Consider the following 20,420-nt stretch of genomic DNA (forward strand, 5'->3'; position numbering starts at 1 on the left):
ATTTTATTTAGAATAAGGTATAATAGGAAAGTGAAGCTCAAGAGCTAACCTTTAGAGGCTTCAAATAAGACTTCTGCTTATGTTATATACAGGGTATGCCGATACATGATATAATAACATCGCCCTTCGTGGAGAAATATTTATGGATAAGTTTAACAAAACCGACGATTTATATGATCCTAATTTTTCTATAGATAGTGATAGTACGGAAAAATTAGACATGTATGGTGTATGGCTTAAAAAAAAGAAAGATAGTATCGAACCGCTTGATTCGGATGATTCGCAAATAGCAAGTGATTCCGGTATAGAAGATCAAAATGATATAAATTTTGATGATGATTTTTCATTTTCTAATTCGGATATGGATACCGATATCAAAGCACCCGAGCTTGAGGAATTAAACGATATAAACTCTTTGGATACAGTACCTCTTGAAACGGATTCCTCTTCTTACACCGGAAACGATTCTTCCGATGTTCCGCTTGACGAAGACAGTTTCGAATCGCTTGATTTGGATGATTTTTTATCCGATGAAGGCTCGCCGGAACCGCAGGAAGTCTCCGAAACCTTTGTTGAAGAAGAGCCGATAGACCTAGACTTCACCGAAATGACAGACGATACGGAAAAACCGATGGATAATGATACTCCTCCTGCAGGACTGGAAAATTTCAGCGAAATTTCACTTGACGATTTTGAAGATGCCGCTCCATCCGATTCTTCCGGCTCGGACGGTAACTTTGAACCGGTTGATGATTTTGACGATATCATTAAAGGCGATACCACAGAAGAGCAAAATAGCGAACAAAAAGAAAAACCCGTCTTAGATATTAACGTTACAGCGGACGATGAAGCGGCTAAGGTACAACCGCTTTCCGAGCTTTCGTCGCAGGTCGTAGAAGATAATGCAGATATTCCGATTTTCGGAACGCATGAAGATAAAGAAGATAAAACCGATAGTAAAACTGCCGATACGGAAGAACCGGCCTTCTTTGACGATATTGAAGCGGTTAAACAGGATTTGCTTTCAACACCGCAGAATACCGAACACACTAACGAAACTGAACCGACAGCACCTGCTCCGGCACAGGAGACAAAGGATAGCATGAACACAACGGCCGAAACATCGCAACACCCCGCCGCTGAGCAAGATAAGGCAACCGAGCTGTTGATGAAAATTGCTCACGAAATCAGCGATCTGAAAGCAGAACTGAACAACCTCAAAGCCACGATGACAGCTCAATCAAAAACTGTTGCCGAATCTTCCGTAAAAGATACCGGAAATCCTCAAACGGAAAAAAATGCCGATACGGAAAGTTCGGGCTTTTTCAGCGATGATGACACCGACGAAACAATTGCTCTCACCGGCGATGAATTAAATAACATCCTTATTACCGCGGATTTTACCGAAGAGCGGAATAGTGAGGATGGGGAGCGGGCTCCCGCTGAAGAAACTCAAGCAGCGGAAGAAGAAAACGAAAACTATGAAGTACCGCCCGTACTGACTAAAGATATCGATCCCGATATGGAAGAAACACCGCCTGCCGATCATTCCTTTGAAGACAGTATTGCGGAACCTGAACCTGTAGAATCGGACGGCGATTATAAACCGGAAGCGGAAGGAGAAAAACTCCTTGCTTCCGATCCTGTCTTTAATGTAGAGGCGGCGCCGATTACATCACTGCCGGAGGATCTCAGCTACCTTGACGAATCGTCGGAGGTTCCGGATGAAGGCGAAGAGCTTATTGATAACGATTCATCGGATCAAGAAACAGCCGAACTTGAAGAAATCGGAGAAGCGGAACCGGCAGATGAAGAAAGCGACTTTGAAGATATAAATATCGAATCTTTCGATATACCTTCCGAACAGGAAATCGAAGTTCCGAATATCGAGCCCATAGCCGAAGAACCCAAAGCTGCTGCAGTTATCGAAGCCGAACCGGAGACTGAAGAAGTACGGTTCCCCGCCGAAGTTACGGAAGAACGCACAATTCATGAACTACAAAACGACGAAGATTTCCCCAATCCCTTTGCGGATGCTTCAACGGCTTCCGAAGCGGAAATAAAAGAAGAAATTATCGAAGAACCCTTTGTAGCCGATGCTCCGGTTATTGAGTCGGCTGCCGAAGAAACCGGACATGAAGCACCGATAGAAGAATTGGATGCAATTCCGGAATTGGAGCCTGAAGAAGAAGGTAATTCTAAAGAACCGAAACAGGAAACATTGTTACAGGCTGCAACCAAGAAACGGGAAGCCACAATCTCCATTCCGTTAGAGCTGAAAAACGAAATCAAATCGGTTCTTTCCTATATGGATCAGCTGTTGGAAGCCTTACCCGAAAAGAAGATTGAAGAGTTTGCCAAATCAGAATATTTTGAAACCTACAAGCATCTTTTTGAAGAATTAGGCATTTCCTAATATAGCACTGTCTCTTTGCCGCTATGCAACCCCGCATAGCGGCCGGCCGCCTTCCCCATGCTTCCCTTTCGTCTCCATTCAAAGTACAATCCAAATAAAGAAGCGGAACAATTCGCCGCCTCTATTGAAGGCACCCCTTCCATTATCGTCATAACCGAGCCGGGCGAATCCTACCTCGCCCCCGCACTGAAAGCACAATTTCCATACACAAAACGTATCGCAATACGCTACAGCGAAACGCTTTTTTCCGATTCCGATGATCTTTGGGATGCCGTATGGCGGCCGGGAAACGGAAGCCTGCCTTTTTTTTTACTGTCTCATATACCCGATGAAAAATTAGCCGGAACCCGTTTTTTAAGCTGGAAGGCTGCCGATAAAGCGTTTCCCGATGAGGCGGAGGCAGCTTGGAATCAGATCCGGTATACAATCAATATGCTTACAAGCGTCATGCATACCCGCTCCTTTTTCGGAAATAAATGGCTCAAAAACACCGTCGATAATTTTATCCGGCTTGAACGCCCTGCACTGCTGAGCTTCGGAGAACGGAATTTTATCCTAGCGGGAGCAGGCCCGACCTTGGAGCAGCTCACCGCGGCGCAAGCGGCGTCATACTCTATCCTTGCCGTATCATCGGCGTGCAGGGTACTAACGGCTCGGAATATCCCGATAGACCTCTGCATCGCTACCGACGCCGGCTATTGGGCATTACCGCATTTTGACAGCCTGCCTGCAGGCGTCCCCGCAGCCTTTCCGCTCGAAGCGGCCGTTCCCTCATCGATATTAAAAGCTCATCCTTGTGTGCCGCTTTCCTACAATTCTCCGCTGGAAGCAGCGCTCTTTACGGCCGCACATCTGCAGCCGCTTACAGCCCGCGAGAACGGCACCGTAACGGGAACGGCCTGCGAACTGCTGTTACGGCACACCAACCGGAATATCATCCTTGCAGGCGTCGATCTGGCAGCTGCAAAAGGGTTTACCCATGCCCGGCCGCATGCAAGCATCACACGTCTGTTTGCTGCGGCGAATAGACTTAATCCGCTTGCGGGTACGCTCGCCGTACAAAACTTTGCATCTCAATCGCTTGAAACCTACCGGCAATGGTTTTTGCAGCTGCCTCCTGCATCCGCACGGAGACTTTTCCGCGCCGGTACGGGGGGTGCGCCGCTACCTAATATCAAACCCGTAGACCTAACGGCCGGCGCCGCCGAAACCGCTCAACCTGCAGTATTATCGGCCGATACCGCCGCCCGCATGTGCAATACACAGTCCGGCAGCACGAACAACACGCAACCTTGCAGCACGCAGCTCGGCACCGGTAATCCACCTGCCAAACACAAAAACAGCGCCCAAGATGCGGCGCTGCTTTCCGTACACCCCTACCCCGCGCCTTCCCGTCCGGAACGCACTCAAATTGTATTCTCTCTTTTAAACACGCTGCGTACCGGACTGCCGGCCTTAATCGCAATGGAACCGGCGCGGCTTACGGAGGATGCGGCAACACTTGAAAAGCAGATATGCGCATTATGCAGCTATACCGCGTACTGCAACGTTGTAAAAAATCCTACGGATGCAAAAGCACAAGCAAATCTGACCGAACAGGTAAGCCGCGTACTCGGCGCGTTCATTAAAAGGATAGAAGCATGACGGTTTTAGAGAAGAACCTCGCTGCGATAAGCATCGAACAGCCGGAACTCGCAGAAAACCTCCGGCGGGCTCGCACAGGAGTCGTCTATAAAGGCATCGCAGCGGCAAAAACAGGCGAACCGGTGCCTCTTTTCGCATCGGGGCAGGCGCTGCAATCCCTCTACAATCCCATACGGGAGGCGGAGCGCGCCGTTACCGCATCCGCCGGGTTTATGCTCTTTTGCGGGCTGGGAAACGGCATCCACCTCAAAGTTTTTTTAGATAAGCATCCTCAATCCTTTTGCGCAATTACGGAAGCCGATTACGAATCGTTTAAACAGCTGCTCTCGCTTATCGACTATACGGGATTGTTATCCGACAGCAGGGTGTTCCTTTTGCCGCCCTGCACCGACGGCACGTTTATATCAGCACTCGCGGCTTCCTATTTACCGGCCGTACACGGTACCTTCGGCTATCATATTTTAAGAACATGGAACGAATACTATAAAACGCAAACCGAAGATTTGCCGGAGAAAATCGAACAAGCGCTCGAAAAAATCAAAGCGGATTTTTCGGTTCAAGTTCATTTCGGAAAAATCTGGCTGCGGAATATCTTTTTGAATTTACGCCTCGCCGGCGCCGTTAAGCCTGCATACCCGCACACGGATACAAACCGGACGGCGTTGGTATTGGGAGCCGGACCAAGTTTGGAAGAAGGCTTGTTGCTGCTTAAACGGTGCCGACAGCGGTACACGGTCTTTTGTACCGATACAGCCTTTCCAGCCGCGTGCACCAGCGGGATTATACCTGAATTCTTTATTGCGATTGACCCGCAGCATATTTCGTATCAGCACACCATCGGCGTCATACCTAAGGAAACGACCGGTATTTTCGACCTTTCTGCTAACACAGCCGGAGCGCGCCGCTTTTATGAAAACGGCAATGCCTTGTTCTTTACGGCAGGCGGCCATCCGCTCGTCCAAACCGCCGCGCTTTTTTCTCCTTTTCCGCCGCTTACCACGGGTTCCGGCACTGTGGCCGTCGCAGCCTACCATGCAGCGCAAGCGCTCGGATACCGGCATATCGAATGCAGCGGTATGGATTTTGCCTACACCGGCGGCAAAGCATATTCCCGCGGCACCTATCTTTCGGATCAATATGCAGGCAGCGCGGCGCGTATTTGCCCGCAAGAAAACTCTTTTGTCCGCCTTATGTTCCGTACCGAAATTTACGGCAAACGGACGAAGAAAGGCCTTACCTATCGAACGCCGCTCTTGGATTCCTATCGGGAGGCTTTTGAAGCGGAAAAGCAGAGTGTTATCCGCTGGCAGCACGCCGATTTTCAGCAATTTCCGTATACGGCATTCCTCTCATCCTTTATGCAAAGCTTACAGCAACGAGGCCGGAATACCGAAATGAGTCTCCTGCCCGCACTTGCATGGTGCAAAGTACATAGAAAAGAAAAATTCACCGATATTGAACTTGTATCGGAACTCATTTCGGAGTATACTGATTTATGATGAAAAAAATATTGATGTCGGTATATGCAGCATGTGCATTACTTGTTATTATAGGAAGTCTACTCTGGTTTGTGTTTACTCTCAATAGCGATTCTGCTGCGGGGAAAACGGAAGCGTTGAAGCGCTTTAAAGTATTTGCCCAACACACCGGCGAGATTCTATCGGAATCCGCTCAAGAAAACGATTATACCCGTCTACAGATACGGCTTGAACAGCTGTGCCGTAACTACAGCAAATATGTTCAATCGGTCGTAATGAGAGATTCCGCCGGTATCGTATTTATCTGGCCGCAAAATACCGACTTTTTTTCATATAACGAACAATATGTTGTCGAAGTAAAAAATTTACCGCTCTTTTTTACCGCTGCACAAATACATATCCCGATTAAAGAAACCGGCAATACGGTTACCGTCCATGCGGCACTGCAGACACTCCCGATGGAAACTATCTTTAACCGCGGTCAGATAGTATTTTTTTTACTGCTGCTGATTGTGCTGATGACCGTCATGGTATTGGTTTTTTCATATATTGATCTAAAACCTGCGCAAAAGAAATCGGTACTTAAAAACGAGCCCCATGTTTCGGAAACAGCGGTAACCGATTCGGAAATTACTCGGGCAGACTATACGGCAGAAGAACATGGAATGGAGAATACCGTTGAACCGGATAGCATCCCGCAAACCGGTGCAGCAGCCGCCCCGCAAGAAGAACAAACGGATATCGGCGAAACTCAGTCTTCCCCGCATCAAGAACCGGCAGCAGAAGAAAATGGAACAAAAACGCATGAGCCGTCTCCTTTACCGTTAAACGTACAGCTGGAATCCTTAAACCGTCTGCACATCTATGACGATGAACGGGAAAAGCGGACGGAAACCGAGTCGCAGAACGAATCCGGCATTGCAAAAGAGCCTAGCACGCCGGCAGCCGGCAATGAAAGGAACTTAGACGCAGAAAATTACGGTTTTTTTGAAAACCATACACAAACGTTGAAACCCGAAACAAAAGAAACCGAAAAACAAGCGTCCGTTACGACATTTGAGAACACCCCGCTCGCAGATACCGCGCATGGCGAAAACCACTCCCTTGAACAGGCAACGCTCATCGAAGAATTGACAACCGCCATTACGGAAACCGCCGTTGCAGAAGAAGATTTAACGCTCATGCTTATCCATGCAACCGATCTTCCGCATAACCAGCAAATTATCCACTTATTGCGTTCAACGCTCGACCGTATTCATAAGATATTTATCTTTAATAAAGACATTCTCGGGGTAATGATATTTTATGCCCCCTTAGATCAGGCGATGCAAATTGCGAGCACCCTCTATGACGAAATTCATACACTGTTGGATGATTCTGTGAAACAAACGCTCGGCATCGGGCTCACAACACGAGCGGGGCGGCTTATTCCCGCTCCCCGTATGATCGAAGAAGCGACCGCCGCAATCGGCAAGGCCATCCAAGAAGGCAGCGATCCTATTGTCGCCTTTCGAGTTAACCCCGATCAATATAGACGATGCCTTGCCCGTTTAAGCTAAGCTCGGAACCGGTTGACAGAGTGATATACTCTTATTATTATGCTTTTGCCGTTTTGCAAACGGCAGCGTCTTGCCTCTAAGACGATGTTATAAAATACTCCAAAATACAACGGATGGTTCATTATGAGTAACAAAGTTTCTTTCTTTTTCGGAAATTATTCCTTATCTGCAGCTCCTTTCGACGAGGACGATGACTTCGACGACGATTTTGATGATGATTTCGACGGCACCGATTTTGATGATGATTTCGACGATGATGATTTTGACGACGACTTCGAGGATGATTTTGACGATGACTTCGATGACGATTTTGACGATGAGGACTTTGATGAGAACTATGACGATGAAGACGGTTTTGACGACGACTTCGACGAATAAACTATAAGAAAAAAGGCTGCCGGTTTCGGCAGCCCTAACATCGTAGACAATCGGTTTTATCTATTGAGCTGAAGCCGTGTCGCAGCGGTGTTTATGCAGAAATTCAAAATCAGCTAAATATTGCAAACGGGACTGTACCAGATACAGTAACTCATTATACATATCAAAGTTTACTTCCAACGCAATCGGAAATACATACACTTCCGTTTCATTACAATACCGTTTGATAAACTCAGGGTCATTGACAAAGCCTAAACTTATCATATTGCTGATGCGGTCGGCGCACTTCAGTACCTTTGCACGCTGCGAGCCGTGCCTGATAATGTGCTGCAGATATTCAGCCTTTGTCTGCCCCGGACGGCGGGTAACTTCCATCACCAGTTCGTAGACTGCAGGAGATTCCGAATCGATAGACAGCAGTTCATTCACGTTAAAATCCGGTATATCTTCCAATACATCATGGATAATCGAAGCTTTCAGTAAGACACTGTCAATATAGCCGTAATCGATCAGCGTTGCCATAGTATCAATCTGGTGCCGAAACATATTGCCGCCTGCATGGCGCGCCTTACCCCGTAGACCGGTTGCCAAATGGATATAGGGAGCAAGGTACATCCCTTTTAAAAGCGCTACTTCATGTTGTTCCATCTTTTCATCCTCATTACTTATTGACCCCTATACGAGATCACCCAAATACAGCGTCAATTTTTCAATCCGCCGTTCCGCTTGACGCAGTTTTTCTCTCTCCCCTTCGACAACCTCAGTAGGCGCATGATCCGTAAAACTCGCATTTGAAAGTTTTGCCGTTAATCGGGAGACTGCCTGTTTCTCTTTTTCGAGTTCTTTGGTAAAACGCGCAGCCAATTGACTGCGATCTACCTCATCACCGGTAATAATAAAGGCTTCAAAACCGGTTCCAACCGTTCCGATGGAATTTGCAGGTTTGTCGGCGGGTGTTTCGATAAACGTAATCTCCGCAAGCCCGGCCAAAAGCTTAATCAAGTCGACATTCTCAAAAGCAGCCGCTGCGGGAGAACCGGATTCGATATAGAGCGCTATACGCAGCTTGAGCTGGGGATCGATACCGCATTCAACTCTGAGTGCACGGATAAGCCGTACGATATTCTGCAGTGCAGTAAAACGCGCAGCGGCAGCCGTATCGATGCGTTCCTCGCAATATGCAGGATAATCGGCGGTTATCAGCGCTTCGGCACGGCGCGAAGCTCCGGCGGCGCAATTTTCGGGGAGTTTGCGGTAGATTTCTTCCGTTACAAAGGGCAGCACGGGATGCAGCAGCCGGAGAGATTCTTCCAAAACGGCAAGCAGTACCGAGGTTATCCGGTTCTTTTCCGCCTCATCTCCGTTCTTGTAAGAGAGTTTTGTTCCTTCGACATACCAATCGCAAAAGTTATTCCAGAAAAATTCATAAACGCTCTGCCCCACCTCGTTATAGCGGTACCCTTCAAAGGCAGCCCGCACGTTCTTAACCGTTTCGTTAAGGGTATGGTAAATCCAACGGTCAAGTTCGGTTAATTCCGATGAGGAAACGGAAACGATGCGCCTCCCTTCGAGGTTTCCCAAGATATAGCGCGAAGCGTTCCAGATTTTATTGGCAAAACGGGAGCCGAGCTTAAAGGATTCGTTGTCGATAAGAATATCCTGCCCCTGCGTACACATAAAGGTCAACGTAAATTTAAGGGCGTCGGCGCCGTACTCGTCGATGATATTCAGCGGATCGATACCGTTGCCGAGCGATTTTGACATCTTACGCCCCTGTTTATCGCGTACTAAACCGTGAAGATAAATATCACGGAAGGGAACGGTGCCGGTAAATTCAAGAGCCGCCATAATCATGCGGGAAACCCAAAAGAAAATAATATCGTGGCCGGTGATAACGGCGGATGTCGGGTAATAACGCTTAAAATCTTCGGTTTTTTCGGGCCAGCCAAGCGTCGAGAACGGCCACAGCCAGCTGGAAAACCACGTGTCAAGCACATCGTTGTCTTGCTTGAGAGCAGTGCTTTTACAGTGAGGACATTCGGTTACATCTTCTACCGAAACCGTCATTTTACCGCAGTCCTGACAATACCACACCGGAATGCGGTGCCCCCACCACAGCTGCCGGGAAATACACCAATCGCGGATGTTCTCCATCCAATGGCTGTACGTATTCTCCCATTTTTGCGGATAGAACACGAGCTCGCCTTTTTTCCATGCGGCAAGCGCTTTTTCCGCCAGCAGGTGCATTTTAACAAACCATTGCTCCGAAAGGTACGGTTCTACGACGTTATGACAGCGGTAGCAGTGCCCAACGGCATGTTTAATGTTTTCCTTTCCCTTAAATAACTCCAGCGCTTCCAAATCGGCGATTACCGCTTCGCGGGCGGCTTTTACTGTCATGCCGCGGTATTTTTCGGGTACGGACGCGTTAAGTGTACCGTCGGGATTCAATATATTGATAACTTCAAGGTTGTGCCGCTTGCCGACTTCCCAGTCATTGGGATCGTGGGCGGGGGTTATTTTTACCGCGCCCGTCCCGAATTCTTTATCGACATAGCTGTCCGCAATGATCGGAATACAGCGGCCGGTTAGCGGGAGTACCAGTTTTTTTCCTACTAAATGAGTATAGCGGGGATCGTCCGGATGTACCGCAACGGCGGTATCGCCCAAAAGCGTTTCGGGACGGGTAGTCGCTATTTCGATATATTCCGAAGCGGACGGCATACCGTTTGCATCCGCGAGGGGATACAGAATGTGATACATTCCGCCTTTGGTATCCTCATGGTCAACCTCATCATCGGCAAGCGCAGTTCCGCATGAAGGACACCAGTTCACCAAATAATTGCCGCGGTAGATGAGCCCGCGCTCATAAAGCGAAACAAAGACGGTGCGGACGGCATGGGACAGCCCTTCGTCCATCGTAAACCGTTCCCGAGACCAATCGACGGAAGCGCCGATTTTGCGCAGCTGATTGGTGATAATTGCGTGATGTTTTTCTTTTACTTCCCACGTCCGTTTGAGAAAAGCTTCCCGCCCAAGGTCATGCCGGGTTTTGCCTTCGGCTTTTAATTGACGTTCAACGACATTTTGAGTTGCGATACCGGCATGGTCTGTACCGGGAAGCCAGAGCGTTTCGTCGCCCTTCATGCGGTGGTAGCGGATAACGACATCCTGCAGCACATTGTTTAAACCGTGCCCTATATGCAAAACACCGGTTACATTGGGAGGAGGAATAGCTACAACATATCTACCGGCATCCGCAGTTTTTTTAACCGGTTTAAAGCAGCCCTGCTTCTCCCAATCCGCATAGATTCTATCCTCAAAATCCTTAGGGTTATATGCTTTTTCCAGTTCAATGGTGTGCAAAGTGTCTTCCATGACGCAAATCTCCTATTCTCTTTTTTTCTATAATAAGTTGGTATTTTAGTTATTTTTCCGCTCTCGTTCAAGGGAGTAATTAATTTGTGTTTTTCACTCATGCTCACGGCGAAAGGTATGAAGTGGACGCGTTTTTATCAAACTATTATTTTTATTCCGGTTACTCTCGCCATTCTGGTTACCGGTTATCCATGGAAACTTATACTGAACCCTCAGTGGGGAGCATTGCCCCTCATGCTAAAAAGTATCGGCCTTGAATCGCTCGTAAAGCCGTGGCTCGGTGAACAACAATATGCATTGACGGCTCTTTCATTGGTATCGTCATGGCAATGGGTCGGTATTCCCGCTATGATGATTTTAGCAGGTTTACAAACCATCCCCGACGATTTGCTGGAAGCGGCCGATCTCATCGGTACCCTGTTTTACCGTGTAGGGATTGCGGGGCAACATCCGGTGGGTATTCCGAATCCCGGTATGGGAGCGGCGATTGCAACGGTAACGTTTATTATGCTGATGGTCGGAGTCGGCATAATGTTACGCTTAACACAAGGCGGAAAGGATTAAGGAAATACAATGAAAGCTTCTCTTGCAAGACACAAAATGCATATCGGTTCTCATATTGTAACGCTCGGTTCGATTTTTCTTGTGTTGCTGTTCGGCGCTATGGCATCTTATGCGTTGGTAAACTGGAAACATAAGGCTTCGCGTTTTTTATATCTGTTTTTTATTGCAGGAATGATGCTTCCGATAAAAATCGGCAGTATCCGGCTTTTGCAGCTTATTAAAGGGATGGGGCTTTTAAATACGCTCTGGGGGCTGTTCCCCGTATATACGGCGATGGGGCTGCCGATAGCTGTATTTGTTTTGACCGAATTTATCCGGCAAATTCCTGCCGAATTGACGGAAGCCGCCGTTATCGACGGAGCAAAACGCAGCAAAGTTTTTACTATTATTATTCTGCCGCTTTTGCGTCCCGCTCTTGCAACCGTTGCTATCTATAATCTTATCCCGTTTTGGTGTTATATCTTACGATGTCGAAGAACTTTATTAGGGGATTAACTGCAGGCGCCGTAAAAGGATAGACATACGCCCGTATTTCCAATAGTATATAAAACCTATGTACTCAATCGACCATATCCGCAATTTTTGCATTGTTGCTCATATCGATCACGGGAAGTCCACGCTTGCCGACCGTCTTATTGAAAAGGCTAAGGTTATCGACGAACGCTACTATCGGGCACAGATGACCGATAACATGGATATTGAACGGGAGCGCGGCATTACCATTAAAAGCCAAGCGGTTACCATTCCGTACCGCGCCGCCGACGGGCAAGATTACCTCTTAAACTTTGTCGACACTCCCGGCCACGTAGATTTTACCTACGAGGTCTCCCGCGCCATTGCATCCTGCGAAGGGGCAATCCTCATTGTGGATGCGACGCAGGGTGTGGAATCGCAGACGCTTTCCAATATGTACCTTGCACTTGAGCACAACCTCGAAATTCTGCCGGTGATCAATAAGATCGACTTACCGGCGGCGGATATTCCGGCGGTTTCCGCCCAGATTGACCATGATTTAGGTCTTGATTCGGATATTGCCGTTGCGGTTTCGGCAAAGACCGGGAAAAATATCGATGCACTTTTTGAAGCCATCGTCAAACACTTTCCGCCGCCGACAGGTTCTGCGGATGCCCCCTTGCAGGCGCTCATCTTCGACTGCCACTACGACGCATACCGCGGTGTTATCATCCATCTGCGGGTGTTTGAAGGGACGGTAACGCCGGGCATGACCATCCGCTTTATGCACAGCAATGCCGAATACCGCGTGGAGGAAACCGGTGTGTTTATCCTCGACCTTGTGCAGCGGGATGCTCTGCGTGCGGGAGAAGTAGGGTATATTATAGCCGGGATTAAAACCGTGTCCGATGTGCAAGTCGGCGACACGCTCACCGATGCTGCCCGTCCCTGTGCGGAACCGCGAGCCGGGTTTAAAGCGGTAAAGCCGGTGGTGTTTTCTTCCGTATACCCCGTCGATACCAACGACTACGAGCAGCTGCGCGATGCCTTTGAAAAGCTCAAACTGAATGACGCGAGCCTCACCTACGAAAAAGATTCTTCGGTGGCACTCGGACACGGCTTCCGCTGCGGCTTTTTGGGACTGCTCCATCTGGAAATTGTGCAGGAGCGGCTGGAACGGGAATTCGATCAGTCGGTTATCTTTACGGCGCCGTCCGTGCGCTACCGTCTCCATCTGCGGAACGGCGAAACGATGATCTGTGATAACCCCGCCGAATATCCAGACGAGGGCAGAATCGCCTCCGCGGACGAGCCGTATATCAGGGCGAATATCATCACCCCGACGGAATACCTCGGCAATATTATCTCCCTCTGCATCGAAAAACGGGGTGTACAGACCAACATGAACTACCTTGACCAAAAGCGGGTGGAGATTACCTACGAAATGCCGCTTGCGGAAGTGTTGTTTGAGTTTTACGACCGGCTGAAAAGCATCAGCCGCGGCTATGCTTCTTTTGAATATGAAGTAATCGAAATGCGGCCGACGGAGTTGGTTAAAATCGATATTCTGCTGAACGGCAAGCCGGTGGACGCCCTTGCGCAGCTTTCATATAAACCGAACGCCTACAACAAGGCGCGCCACGTCTGTGAGCAGTTAAAGGAAGAAATTACGCGCCAGCAGTTCAAAATCGCCATTCAGGGAGCTATCGGCAGCCAAGTTATTGCACGCGAAACCGTTAATCCCGTGCGCAAGGACGTATTGGCAAAGTGCTACGGCGGCGACATTACCCGCAAGCGTAAACTCCTTGAAAAGCAGAAAGAAGGAAAAAAGCGCATGAAGATGGTTGGGGACGTAGAGCTGCCGCAGTCAGCCTTCCTTTCGGTGCTTAAAACCAAGAGCGAATAAGCGTTGTCTGCTGTTTTTATCGGAATATATCGGCTATTTTACAAACTGATAAGAATAGAAGATTGGACGATACTGGATTTGAACCAGTGACTTCTACCGTGTGAAGGTAGCACTCTACCACTGAGTTAATCGTCCGTTGTTAAACAATGAAACGACTGTAGCATATTCGCCGTTTTTAGGCAAGCGGACGAATTCAATTATTACAGAGAACCACACAGGCTTCTGCAATTGCGCTCTTGCCGGTATATGGGGATGTCCCAAAAGCCGGTTGCTTTTTCGCCATCCCCATATCACATTGTCCGTAACAAATTATTGCACGGTGCCTGATTTAACGTGTTTCATCACCAGCGGTTGGCCGTTTACCAACAGCCGTTTACCGGCGGCGCATACGTGGGAGTCTTCTACCGTAAAGGGCACTGCAAAGAACAGTTCCGCATCGATAGCTTGAGGTTTCTGTGCCGGCGGTATGCTTGCGGCTGCACCTTCCAGCGTTACCGGCGTACCGGGAGCCGCGCCGGGTATCCCGACAAGCTCCACTTTCTCGTTTCCGTCCGCATCGGTATAATGGGAGGCTAAGAGCATTCCCTTCGATTCGATACCGCGCATTTTCCGGGGCTTTAAGTTTTCTACAAGGATAATATCCGCCCCGACCAAATCGTCGGCGGCAAAGTACGGTACCAAGCCTGAAAGGATAACCCGTCCGCCCTCAGAACCGTCATCGATGGTTTCTACAAAGAGCTTATCGCCGTGCGGGTGCTTTTGCACGGAAAGAATCTTTGCGGTTTTAAGCGAAATATAATCGGTAAACAGCTGTTCGGGAGAGATGTCCGCCCATTCAGGCTTTGCAGCCTGACTAGCGCCGTCTGCCGCTCCTTTCTGAGCTCCGCCCGCTTTTGCCTGTTTTCCGGCTACCTGTTTACCCGCTTGTTCGGCGCGCTCCTTCTGACTGCCGGAATAGCGCTCGCGGTATGCGGCAATCGCATCGTTTTCAAGCGTTTTAAAGATGATGGCCGGGCGCTGTACCCGCTCCAATCCGCTTCGCTGTAAGAGATTTTCCCATGCAAGGGTTCCTTCGGGGCGGGGCTGTACGGGATGTTCCCAGTCAAAGACATTGCCTGACCATATCTTAATTCCTAAGAACGAAGCAACCGCATCGGCGTATTCCGGCATATACGGGTGCATTAAAATCAGCAAATCTTTGATCAAATAGCACAGTTCAAACAGGAGCGCCTCAGCTTTTTCGGGATCGGCCTCGCGGTTTTTCCACGGCTCTCCGTCCTGAAACGCCTTGTTGGCAACGGAGGAAAGTGCAAACAGTTCATGGAAAGCATCACGCAGTTCAGCCTCTTCAAGCAGTGCCGTAATCTTTTCTACGCTGTACTTTGCCGCGGCACGAAGAGATTCCGTAACGGAGCGGACGCCCTCACGGGACGATGCGAGACCGTCCCGCTGAGGAATAACGCCGTTATAATAACGCGATACAAAGGTAAGCGTCCGATTTATCAGATTACACAAGTTCCCGACCAGTTCGCTGTTGACGCGCTCCTGAAAATCCTTCCACGTAAACAGGGCATCGTTCTTTTCGGGACGGTTATAGAAGATATAGAACCGCCACATATCCGCCGGAATCTCCGAATCCTTCGCATCGGAACCGAACACGCCGATTCCCTTCGATTTGGAGAACTTGCCGGACTCATAGTTGAGGTATTCGCTGCTCGAAATATGATGGAGTTTTACCCAGTCCTTTCCCGATGCAATGAGCGAACAGGGGAAAATCACCGTATGGAAAGGAATGTTATCTTTCCCGATAAACTGGAAGAGTTCGACGTCGCTTTGTTCAAGCCACCAATTTTTCCAATCGGCGCCGGTTAAATCGGTAAAGCATTTTGTAATAGAGATATATCCGATAGGAGCATCAAACCAAACATAGAAGACCTTATCTTCAAAACCCGCTTTCGGAACGGGAATACCCCATTTTAAGTCGCGGGTAATGGCGCGTTCCTGCAAACCGTCGCGCAGCCAGCCCTTGGTCATCTGCACGGCATTGTTGCTCCACTGACCTTCTTTGCTGGCTTTCTGCATCCACGGTTCATACTGCGGCACAATACCCGGCAAGTCGATATAGAGGTGCTTGGTGCTGCGGGGTTCCGGAGCGGCGCCGCAGGTGGAACAGCGGGGCGCTTTCAGCTCGGTTGGTTCCAGCAGCTTACCGCAGTTTTCACACTGGTCGCCGCGCGCGTCTTCGTATCCGCAGTGGGGGCAAGTGCCGCGTACATAACGGTCTGCCAAAAAGCGGTTACAGTGCGCGCAATGGAGCTGCTCAATGGTATGTTCTTTTATAAAGCCGTTTTTTTCGATGTCTTTAAAAATGCCTTGCACAATTTCGGTCTGCTGAGGTGTAGAGGTGCGTCCAAAGTAGTCAAACGAGATATTAAACCAATGATAAATATCGCGGTGAATTGCATGGTAGTAGTCGCACAGTTCGCGCGGCGTTTTGCCTTCTTCAAGGGCTTTCGTTTCGGTTGCGGTACCGTATTCATCGGTACCGCAGACGTATAAACTCGTGTATCCGCGGAGTCTGCAAAAACGCGCAAAGACATCGGCGGACAATACTTGAATGAGATTTCCAAGATGAGGAACATTATTCACATAAGGAAGTGCTGAAGTAATCAATTTTCGTTTCATATTCGGGTATTATAATGTTCGGGACAAAATCAGTCAATCTTTTGAAAATATACGGCACATCTGCGTTGTCGCTACGTCGAAATAAATGCTCGACGTACAAAAAGTACGCCTCCGCTTTATTTCGGCTAGGCTCCTAGCATCTGTGTCGTCTATTTTCAAAAGCGCTGGAAAGGCGACGCATCTACTACATCGCTTCTGATATAACCAGCGGCATCCTTGCCAATGTTTAAGCGGCGTTGCCGCTTAAACTTGCAAGTTTTGCCAAAGGCAAAACATTGCTGCTGAAATAAATCCTCGACGTAGCAGAACCGCCACGGATGGCGGGGGAACATATCAGTAACGAGTTTAGACGTAAGGCTAAACTCGTAGCCACAGAATGTACAGGACGTACATTCTGTGGCGTGTCTCCGCTTTATTTCGGCTAGGCTCCTAGCATCTACCTCGCCTATTTGCAAAAGGCTTACGGAGGGGCTTTTCTTATGTAAGTAATGACCGTTTTACATCGGCATAACAACAGATGCCGGTTTGTTTCCATTCACAGTCCTTGCAAATGCAGCCGTATACGGGTTCGGTTAATCGGGTTTCGAGTATTTTGTTCAGTTCGGTATATGAATAATTTTTTTGTTCCAATCGGAGCTGTAACAAAACGGCATCATCAAAGGCGGTTACTTTTGCTTCCGACCGGCAGCGGTTTCCAATTCTTTCGGGGCAAGGAGCGCAAATATCATCGAGTCCCTTCCCTAAAGAAATAGTGCAGCCGGCTTTTAATCGGTCGATTACACGCTGCATATTTTCGACAAACGCAGGGGAATAGCCCTTGCCTTTAAATGCGCGGGTACATAAAAGATGATGCGGCCGCAGATTGAGTGTTTCCATTTACGGTATTCCTCACAGCGTTTGTTTCAAACTTAACGGTTCTCCTTAATTATAGCAAAGAGAAAAAAGTAATACAAGAAAATGCTGATTGACACAGCCGGCATTTTTCGGTATAGTAGCTGCATATTTTTGCGGATGTCGTATAACGGCTATTACCCCAGCCTTCCAAGCTGGAGACGAGGGTTCGACTCCCTTCATCCGCTTATAACCGCATAAGCTCTTCTTTTAAATTTACTCTAATTCATTTATTCTTGTTTAATTTACTCATACTGCACCCCAGATGCTGTGATTATCGGTCTATTTCAACTATCCGGCATATCACACTAAACCGTACACAGAGACCAACCCATTGACACTGCCCGTATAAAATCCTAATAATAACGCACAAAGGAGGCCAATAGAGTATGAATCAAAACAGCCTTAATTCTCAGCCGCCGCATTTCGATAAAAAACATGTCAGTTCTATCGGTACAAAGCTGTTGATTGTTACTATTATATTACTGCTGCTTCAATATGGAATTATTGCCTATAAAGATTGGCGGAGCATAAAAAGGTTTTCGGAAAATCAGATTAAAACCACCGCCGATCTTAAATATTCCGCATTTTATAACGAATTGAATAGCTATGCGCTGATCGGCCGCCTTATCTTGGATAATGTTGCCCGTGATTCTAATATTATTCAAGCCTTTGCTTCACGTGATAGGGAGCGATTGCTGGAATTAACACAGCCGATTTTTGATGATATAAAGCAAAAATATAGGGCGCAGCAGTTCCATTTTCATACCCTGTCGGCAATTTCGTTTCTCCGCGTCCAGAATCCTTCAAAATTCGGGGACGATCTTTCTTCCTTTAGGGCAACCATTGTAGCTGCCCAAACGCAAAAAAAAGAAATTTACGGTCTTGAGATTGGTGTGAATGATTTAGGGTTTAGAGTTGTCCGGCCTCTTTTCAATACGGCAGGCCAACAGCTTGGAACGGTAGAGTACGGCGGCGCCGTGAATACGGAATTTATAGAACAATTTGTCAAGAATACCACCCAAGAAGTATTAAAAGGCGGTCTAAAGGTAACCGTTGTCGCACGCACTTTGGATAATACCTATCAGCTTATCGGTTCCAATTTTGAAAACAAAAACGATACGGATGCCGCACAAATTATGGAAGCACTGCCCGATGACGGTATGTTTCGTATTCAGAATACCGATGCCTTTGCCTATTATCCGCTAAAGGATTTTTCCGGAGAAAAAATCGGATATGTAAAATTTTGCTTTTCGATCGAAAGTATTTTAAAAAGCAGGATGGATTTCTTCCTTAAAACGGCGGTTATTCTTATTATCATTCTGATTCTTTTTGTACTAACTATTACAAGCTTTACCCGAAAATTTATTATAAAGCCTGTCCAAAAAGTTATCCATGCGCTTATGTCTATCGCAGAAGGAGATTTAACTGTCCACCTGTCGGTTTCGGGCAACGACGAAATAGCAGAACTGTCGCGGTATTTTGAGCAAACTATTGAAAGAATCGGTTCGGTTATGGAAGCGGTATCACAGAACACGGGCACAATGCAGGCTGTCGGAAAAAAACTTGCCGGTAACATGGCAGAAACGGAAACAGCCGCAAACGAAATAGAAAAAAGTGTTGCAGTGGTACAGAATCAAACGGTTGACCAAAGCGCGAGCGTAACGGAAACGGCTGCAACAATTGAGCAGGTAATTAAAAGATTAAAACAGCTGGATCAAAGTATAGAAGCCCAAGCGGAAAGTGTCGCACAGTCATCGGCGGCTATAGAAGAAATGGTTGCAAACATCGGTGCCGTTTCCGACCGTTTAGGAAAGAATAATGCGGTTATCAAAACGGTTTACGATCAGACTAAAAACGGCAAAGAGAGAGTAAACTATGCCAATGAGGTTGTTGCCCAGATTGCCGAAAAAACCGAGGCTCTTTTGGAAGCAAGCCAAGTTATCCAGAATATTGCCAGTCAAACCAATTTATTAGCGATGAATGCGGCAATAGAGGCGGCTCATGCGGGTGAGTCGGGCAAGGGTTTTGCGGTTGTTGCCGATGAAATCCGCAAACTTGCCGAAGAGTCAAATACACAGGGAAAACAGATTGGTGCGGTTATAAAAGATTCAATACAAATAATCGGTACCTTAACCACCGCCGGAGCCGGAGCAGCAAAGAGCTTTGTAGAGGTGTACGAATCGGTTAATCAAATCTCTCAACAAGAAGAACAGATTGTCAGCGCAATGTCGGAACAGGAGAGTACAAGCCGTGAAGTATTGGCTGCAATACGGAATATTAACGAGGTTACCGGAGGAGTCCGCGATGCTTCCGCCGAAATGCTGCGCGGAGGCGAACAAGTTGCACAGGAAATGCAGCGCCTCAGCCAAATCACCATAAGCATCAGCGAGCACATGCGCGGTATGGTTACCGCCTCCGAGCGTATCGGCGATACCGTGCAAGCGGTTAACGGAATTACTCAAGAAAACACTGTAAGCATCGAAAATCTTGCTGCAGAGGTTAGAAAGTTTAAGATATAAGGGCATCTCTAAAAAGAAAGATTTTGCACGCAGGTACTCAACAGAGCGGTTCTTTTGCCGATAAGATAAAAGGAACACGCGATCGCATGGGGGATTAAAAATGAGTTATAACAGTCAAGCCTTAACGGCATATAAAGAGACTCGCGTCAAAACGGCAAGTCCGGGTTCTCTGATTATTATGCTGTATGATGAGGGTATTAAAAACATTACCCTTGCCCTTGAAGGCATGCCTGACGGAAAAATCGAAGCGGAAAATATTGAGCGCATTCATCAATATATTTTAAAAGCGCAAGATATTATTACGGAATTGATGGCTTCTTTAAACATGGACGATGGAGGGGAAATCGCCGAAAACCTCTTATCCCTTTATTCGTTCTTTAATCAGCAGCTTTTCCAAGCGAATATGCAAAAAGATCCGCAGCCGCTGATAACGGTACGGGCAATGATGGAAGAACTGCGCGAAGCATGGCATCATGTCGTCAATTCGACCGCAGCCGCCGCAGAAATAAAACCGGTTGCTTCCGGCGTCAATATAGCAGGATAAGA

The 20,420-nt window shown here is 47.8% G+C and carries 14 protein-coding genes and 2 tRNA genes; 11 read left to right on the forward strand and 5 right to left on the reverse strand.

Going from position 1 to position 20,420, the window contains the following annotated elements:
* The first annotated feature begins 142 nt into the window (after window positions 1-142).
* The 5 genes from HMPREF1222_RS11110 to HMPREF1222_RS11130 all read left to right on the forward strand — a co-directional run bounded on the left by HMPREF1222_RS11110 (window position 143) and on the right by HMPREF1222_RS11130 (window position 7,475).
* Window positions 143-2,416 carry a midas domain-containing protein gene (locus tag HMPREF1222_RS11110; RefSeq protein ID WP_016519480.1) on the forward strand — a complete coding sequence of 758 codons (2,274 nt, stop codon included), beginning with the start codon at window positions 143-145 and terminating at the stop codon, window positions 2,414-2,416.
* A gap of 57 nt (window positions 2,417-2,473) precedes the next feature.
* Window positions 2,474-4,060 (forward strand): 6-hydroxymethylpterin diphosphokinase MptE-like protein, encoded by a 1,587-nt coding sequence (locus tag HMPREF1222_RS11115; protein WP_016519481.1) that lies wholly within the window; start codon window positions 2,474-2,476, stop codon window positions 4,058-4,060.
* Window positions 4,057-5,559: a motility associated factor glycosyltransferase family protein gene (locus HMPREF1222_RS11120; protein WP_016519482.1), complete on the forward strand. Its 1,503-nt coding sequence runs from the start codon at window positions 4,057-4,059 to the stop codon at window positions 5,557-5,559. The genes HMPREF1222_RS11115 and HMPREF1222_RS11120 overlap by 4 nt, the downstream gene beginning before the upstream one ends.
* Window positions 5,556-7,097, forward strand: coding sequence for a hypothetical protein (locus tag HMPREF1222_RS11125; RefSeq protein WP_016519483.1), 1,542 nt, complete (start codon window positions 5,556-5,558; stop codon window positions 7,095-7,097). The genes HMPREF1222_RS11120 and HMPREF1222_RS11125 overlap by 4 nt, the downstream gene beginning before the upstream one ends.
* Window positions 7,098-7,220: 123 nt before the next feature.
* The gene (locus HMPREF1222_RS11130) at window positions 7,221-7,475 is read left to right on the forward strand and encodes a hypothetical protein (protein ID WP_016519484.1); all 255 of its coding nucleotides are present in this window, start codon (window positions 7,221-7,223) and stop codon (window positions 7,473-7,475) included.
* 60 nt (window positions 7,476-7,535) lie between these two features.
* On the opposite strand, the gene HMPREF1222_RS11135 is transcribed toward HMPREF1222_RS11130, so the two are convergent.
* Together HMPREF1222_RS11135 and HMPREF1222_RS11140 are read right to left on the reverse strand one after the other, a co-directional pair.
* On the reverse strand, window positions 7,536-8,123 hold the full coding sequence (locus HMPREF1222_RS11135; protein ID WP_006189024.1) for a hypothetical protein: 588 nt from the start codon (window positions 8,121-8,123) through the stop codon (window positions 7,536-7,538).
* A gap of 27 nt (window positions 8,124-8,150) precedes the next feature.
* Window positions 8,151-10,853: a valine--tRNA ligase gene (locus HMPREF1222_RS11140; protein ID WP_016519485.1), complete on the reverse strand. Its 2,703-nt coding sequence runs from the start codon at window positions 10,851-10,853 to the stop codon at window positions 8,151-8,153.
* 117 nt (window positions 10,854-10,970) lie between these two features.
* Between HMPREF1222_RS11140 and HMPREF1222_RS11145 the strand changes: the two genes are divergently transcribed.
* The 3 genes from HMPREF1222_RS11145 to lepA are packed head-to-tail and all read left to right on the forward strand — an operon-like array spanning window position 10,971 to window position 13,776.
* Complete coding sequence (locus HMPREF1222_RS11145; RefSeq protein ID WP_244870173.1) at window positions 10,971-11,417, forward strand: carbohydrate ABC transporter permease; 447 nt, start codon at window positions 10,971-10,973, stop codon at window positions 11,415-11,417.
* Window positions 11,418-11,426: 9 nt separating this feature from the next.
* Window positions 11,427-11,912, forward strand: coding sequence for a carbohydrate ABC transporter permease (locus HMPREF1222_RS11150; protein WP_016519487.1), 486 nt, complete (start codon window positions 11,427-11,429; stop codon window positions 11,910-11,912).
* A 58-nt stretch (window positions 11,913-11,970) separates the two neighbouring features.
* Window positions 11,971-13,776, forward strand: a complete 1,806-nt coding sequence (gene lepA, locus HMPREF1222_RS11155) for a translation elongation factor 4 (protein WP_016519488.1) — start codon at window positions 11,971-11,973, stop codon at window positions 13,774-13,776.
* Between the two features lie 63 nt (window positions 13,777-13,839).
* On the opposite strand, the gene HMPREF1222_RS11160 is transcribed toward lepA, so the two are convergent.
* The 3 genes from HMPREF1222_RS11160 to HMPREF1222_RS11170 all read right to left on the reverse strand — a co-directional run bounded on the left by HMPREF1222_RS11160 (window position 13,840) and on the right by HMPREF1222_RS11170 (window position 17,337).
* Window positions 13,840-13,911: transfer RNA gene (locus HMPREF1222_RS11160), tRNA-Val, on the reverse strand.
* A gap of 174 nt (window positions 13,912-14,085) precedes the next feature.
* Window positions 14,086-16,461, reverse strand: a complete 2,376-nt coding sequence (metG, locus tag HMPREF1222_RS11165; protein WP_016519489.1) for a methionine--tRNA ligase — start codon at window positions 16,459-16,461, stop codon at window positions 14,086-14,088.
* A 477-nt stretch (window positions 16,462-16,938) separates the two neighbouring features.
* Complete coding sequence (locus tag HMPREF1222_RS11170) at window positions 16,939-17,337, reverse strand: DUF1284 domain-containing protein (RefSeq protein WP_006189030.1); 399 nt, start codon at window positions 17,335-17,337, stop codon at window positions 16,939-16,941.
* Between the two features lie 131 nt (window positions 17,338-17,468).
* Between HMPREF1222_RS11170 and HMPREF1222_RS11175 the strand changes: the two genes are divergently transcribed.
* The 3 genes from HMPREF1222_RS11175 (at window position 17,469) to fliS (ending at window position 20,418) form a co-directional block, all read left to right on the forward strand.
* Window positions 17,469-17,540 (forward strand) — tRNA-Gly (locus tag HMPREF1222_RS11175).
* Between the two features lie 201 nt (window positions 17,541-17,741).
* Window positions 17,742-19,874 (forward strand): methyl-accepting chemotaxis protein, encoded by a 2,133-nt coding sequence (locus HMPREF1222_RS11180; protein ID WP_016519490.1) that lies wholly within the window; start codon window positions 17,742-17,744, stop codon window positions 19,872-19,874.
* A gap of 100 nt (window positions 19,875-19,974) precedes the next feature.
* A complete protein-coding gene (fliS, locus tag HMPREF1222_RS11185) occupies window positions 19,975-20,418 on the forward strand; it encodes a flagellar export chaperone FliS (RefSeq protein WP_006189032.1) in 444 nt (147 codons plus the stop codon).
* Window positions 20,419-20,420: the final 2 nt, after the last annotated feature.

It is taken from the genome of Treponema vincentii F0403 (genome assembly GCF_000412995.1).
Taxonomy (GTDB): Bacteria; Spirochaetota; Spirochaetia; order Treponematales; family Treponemataceae; genus Treponema; species Treponema vincentii.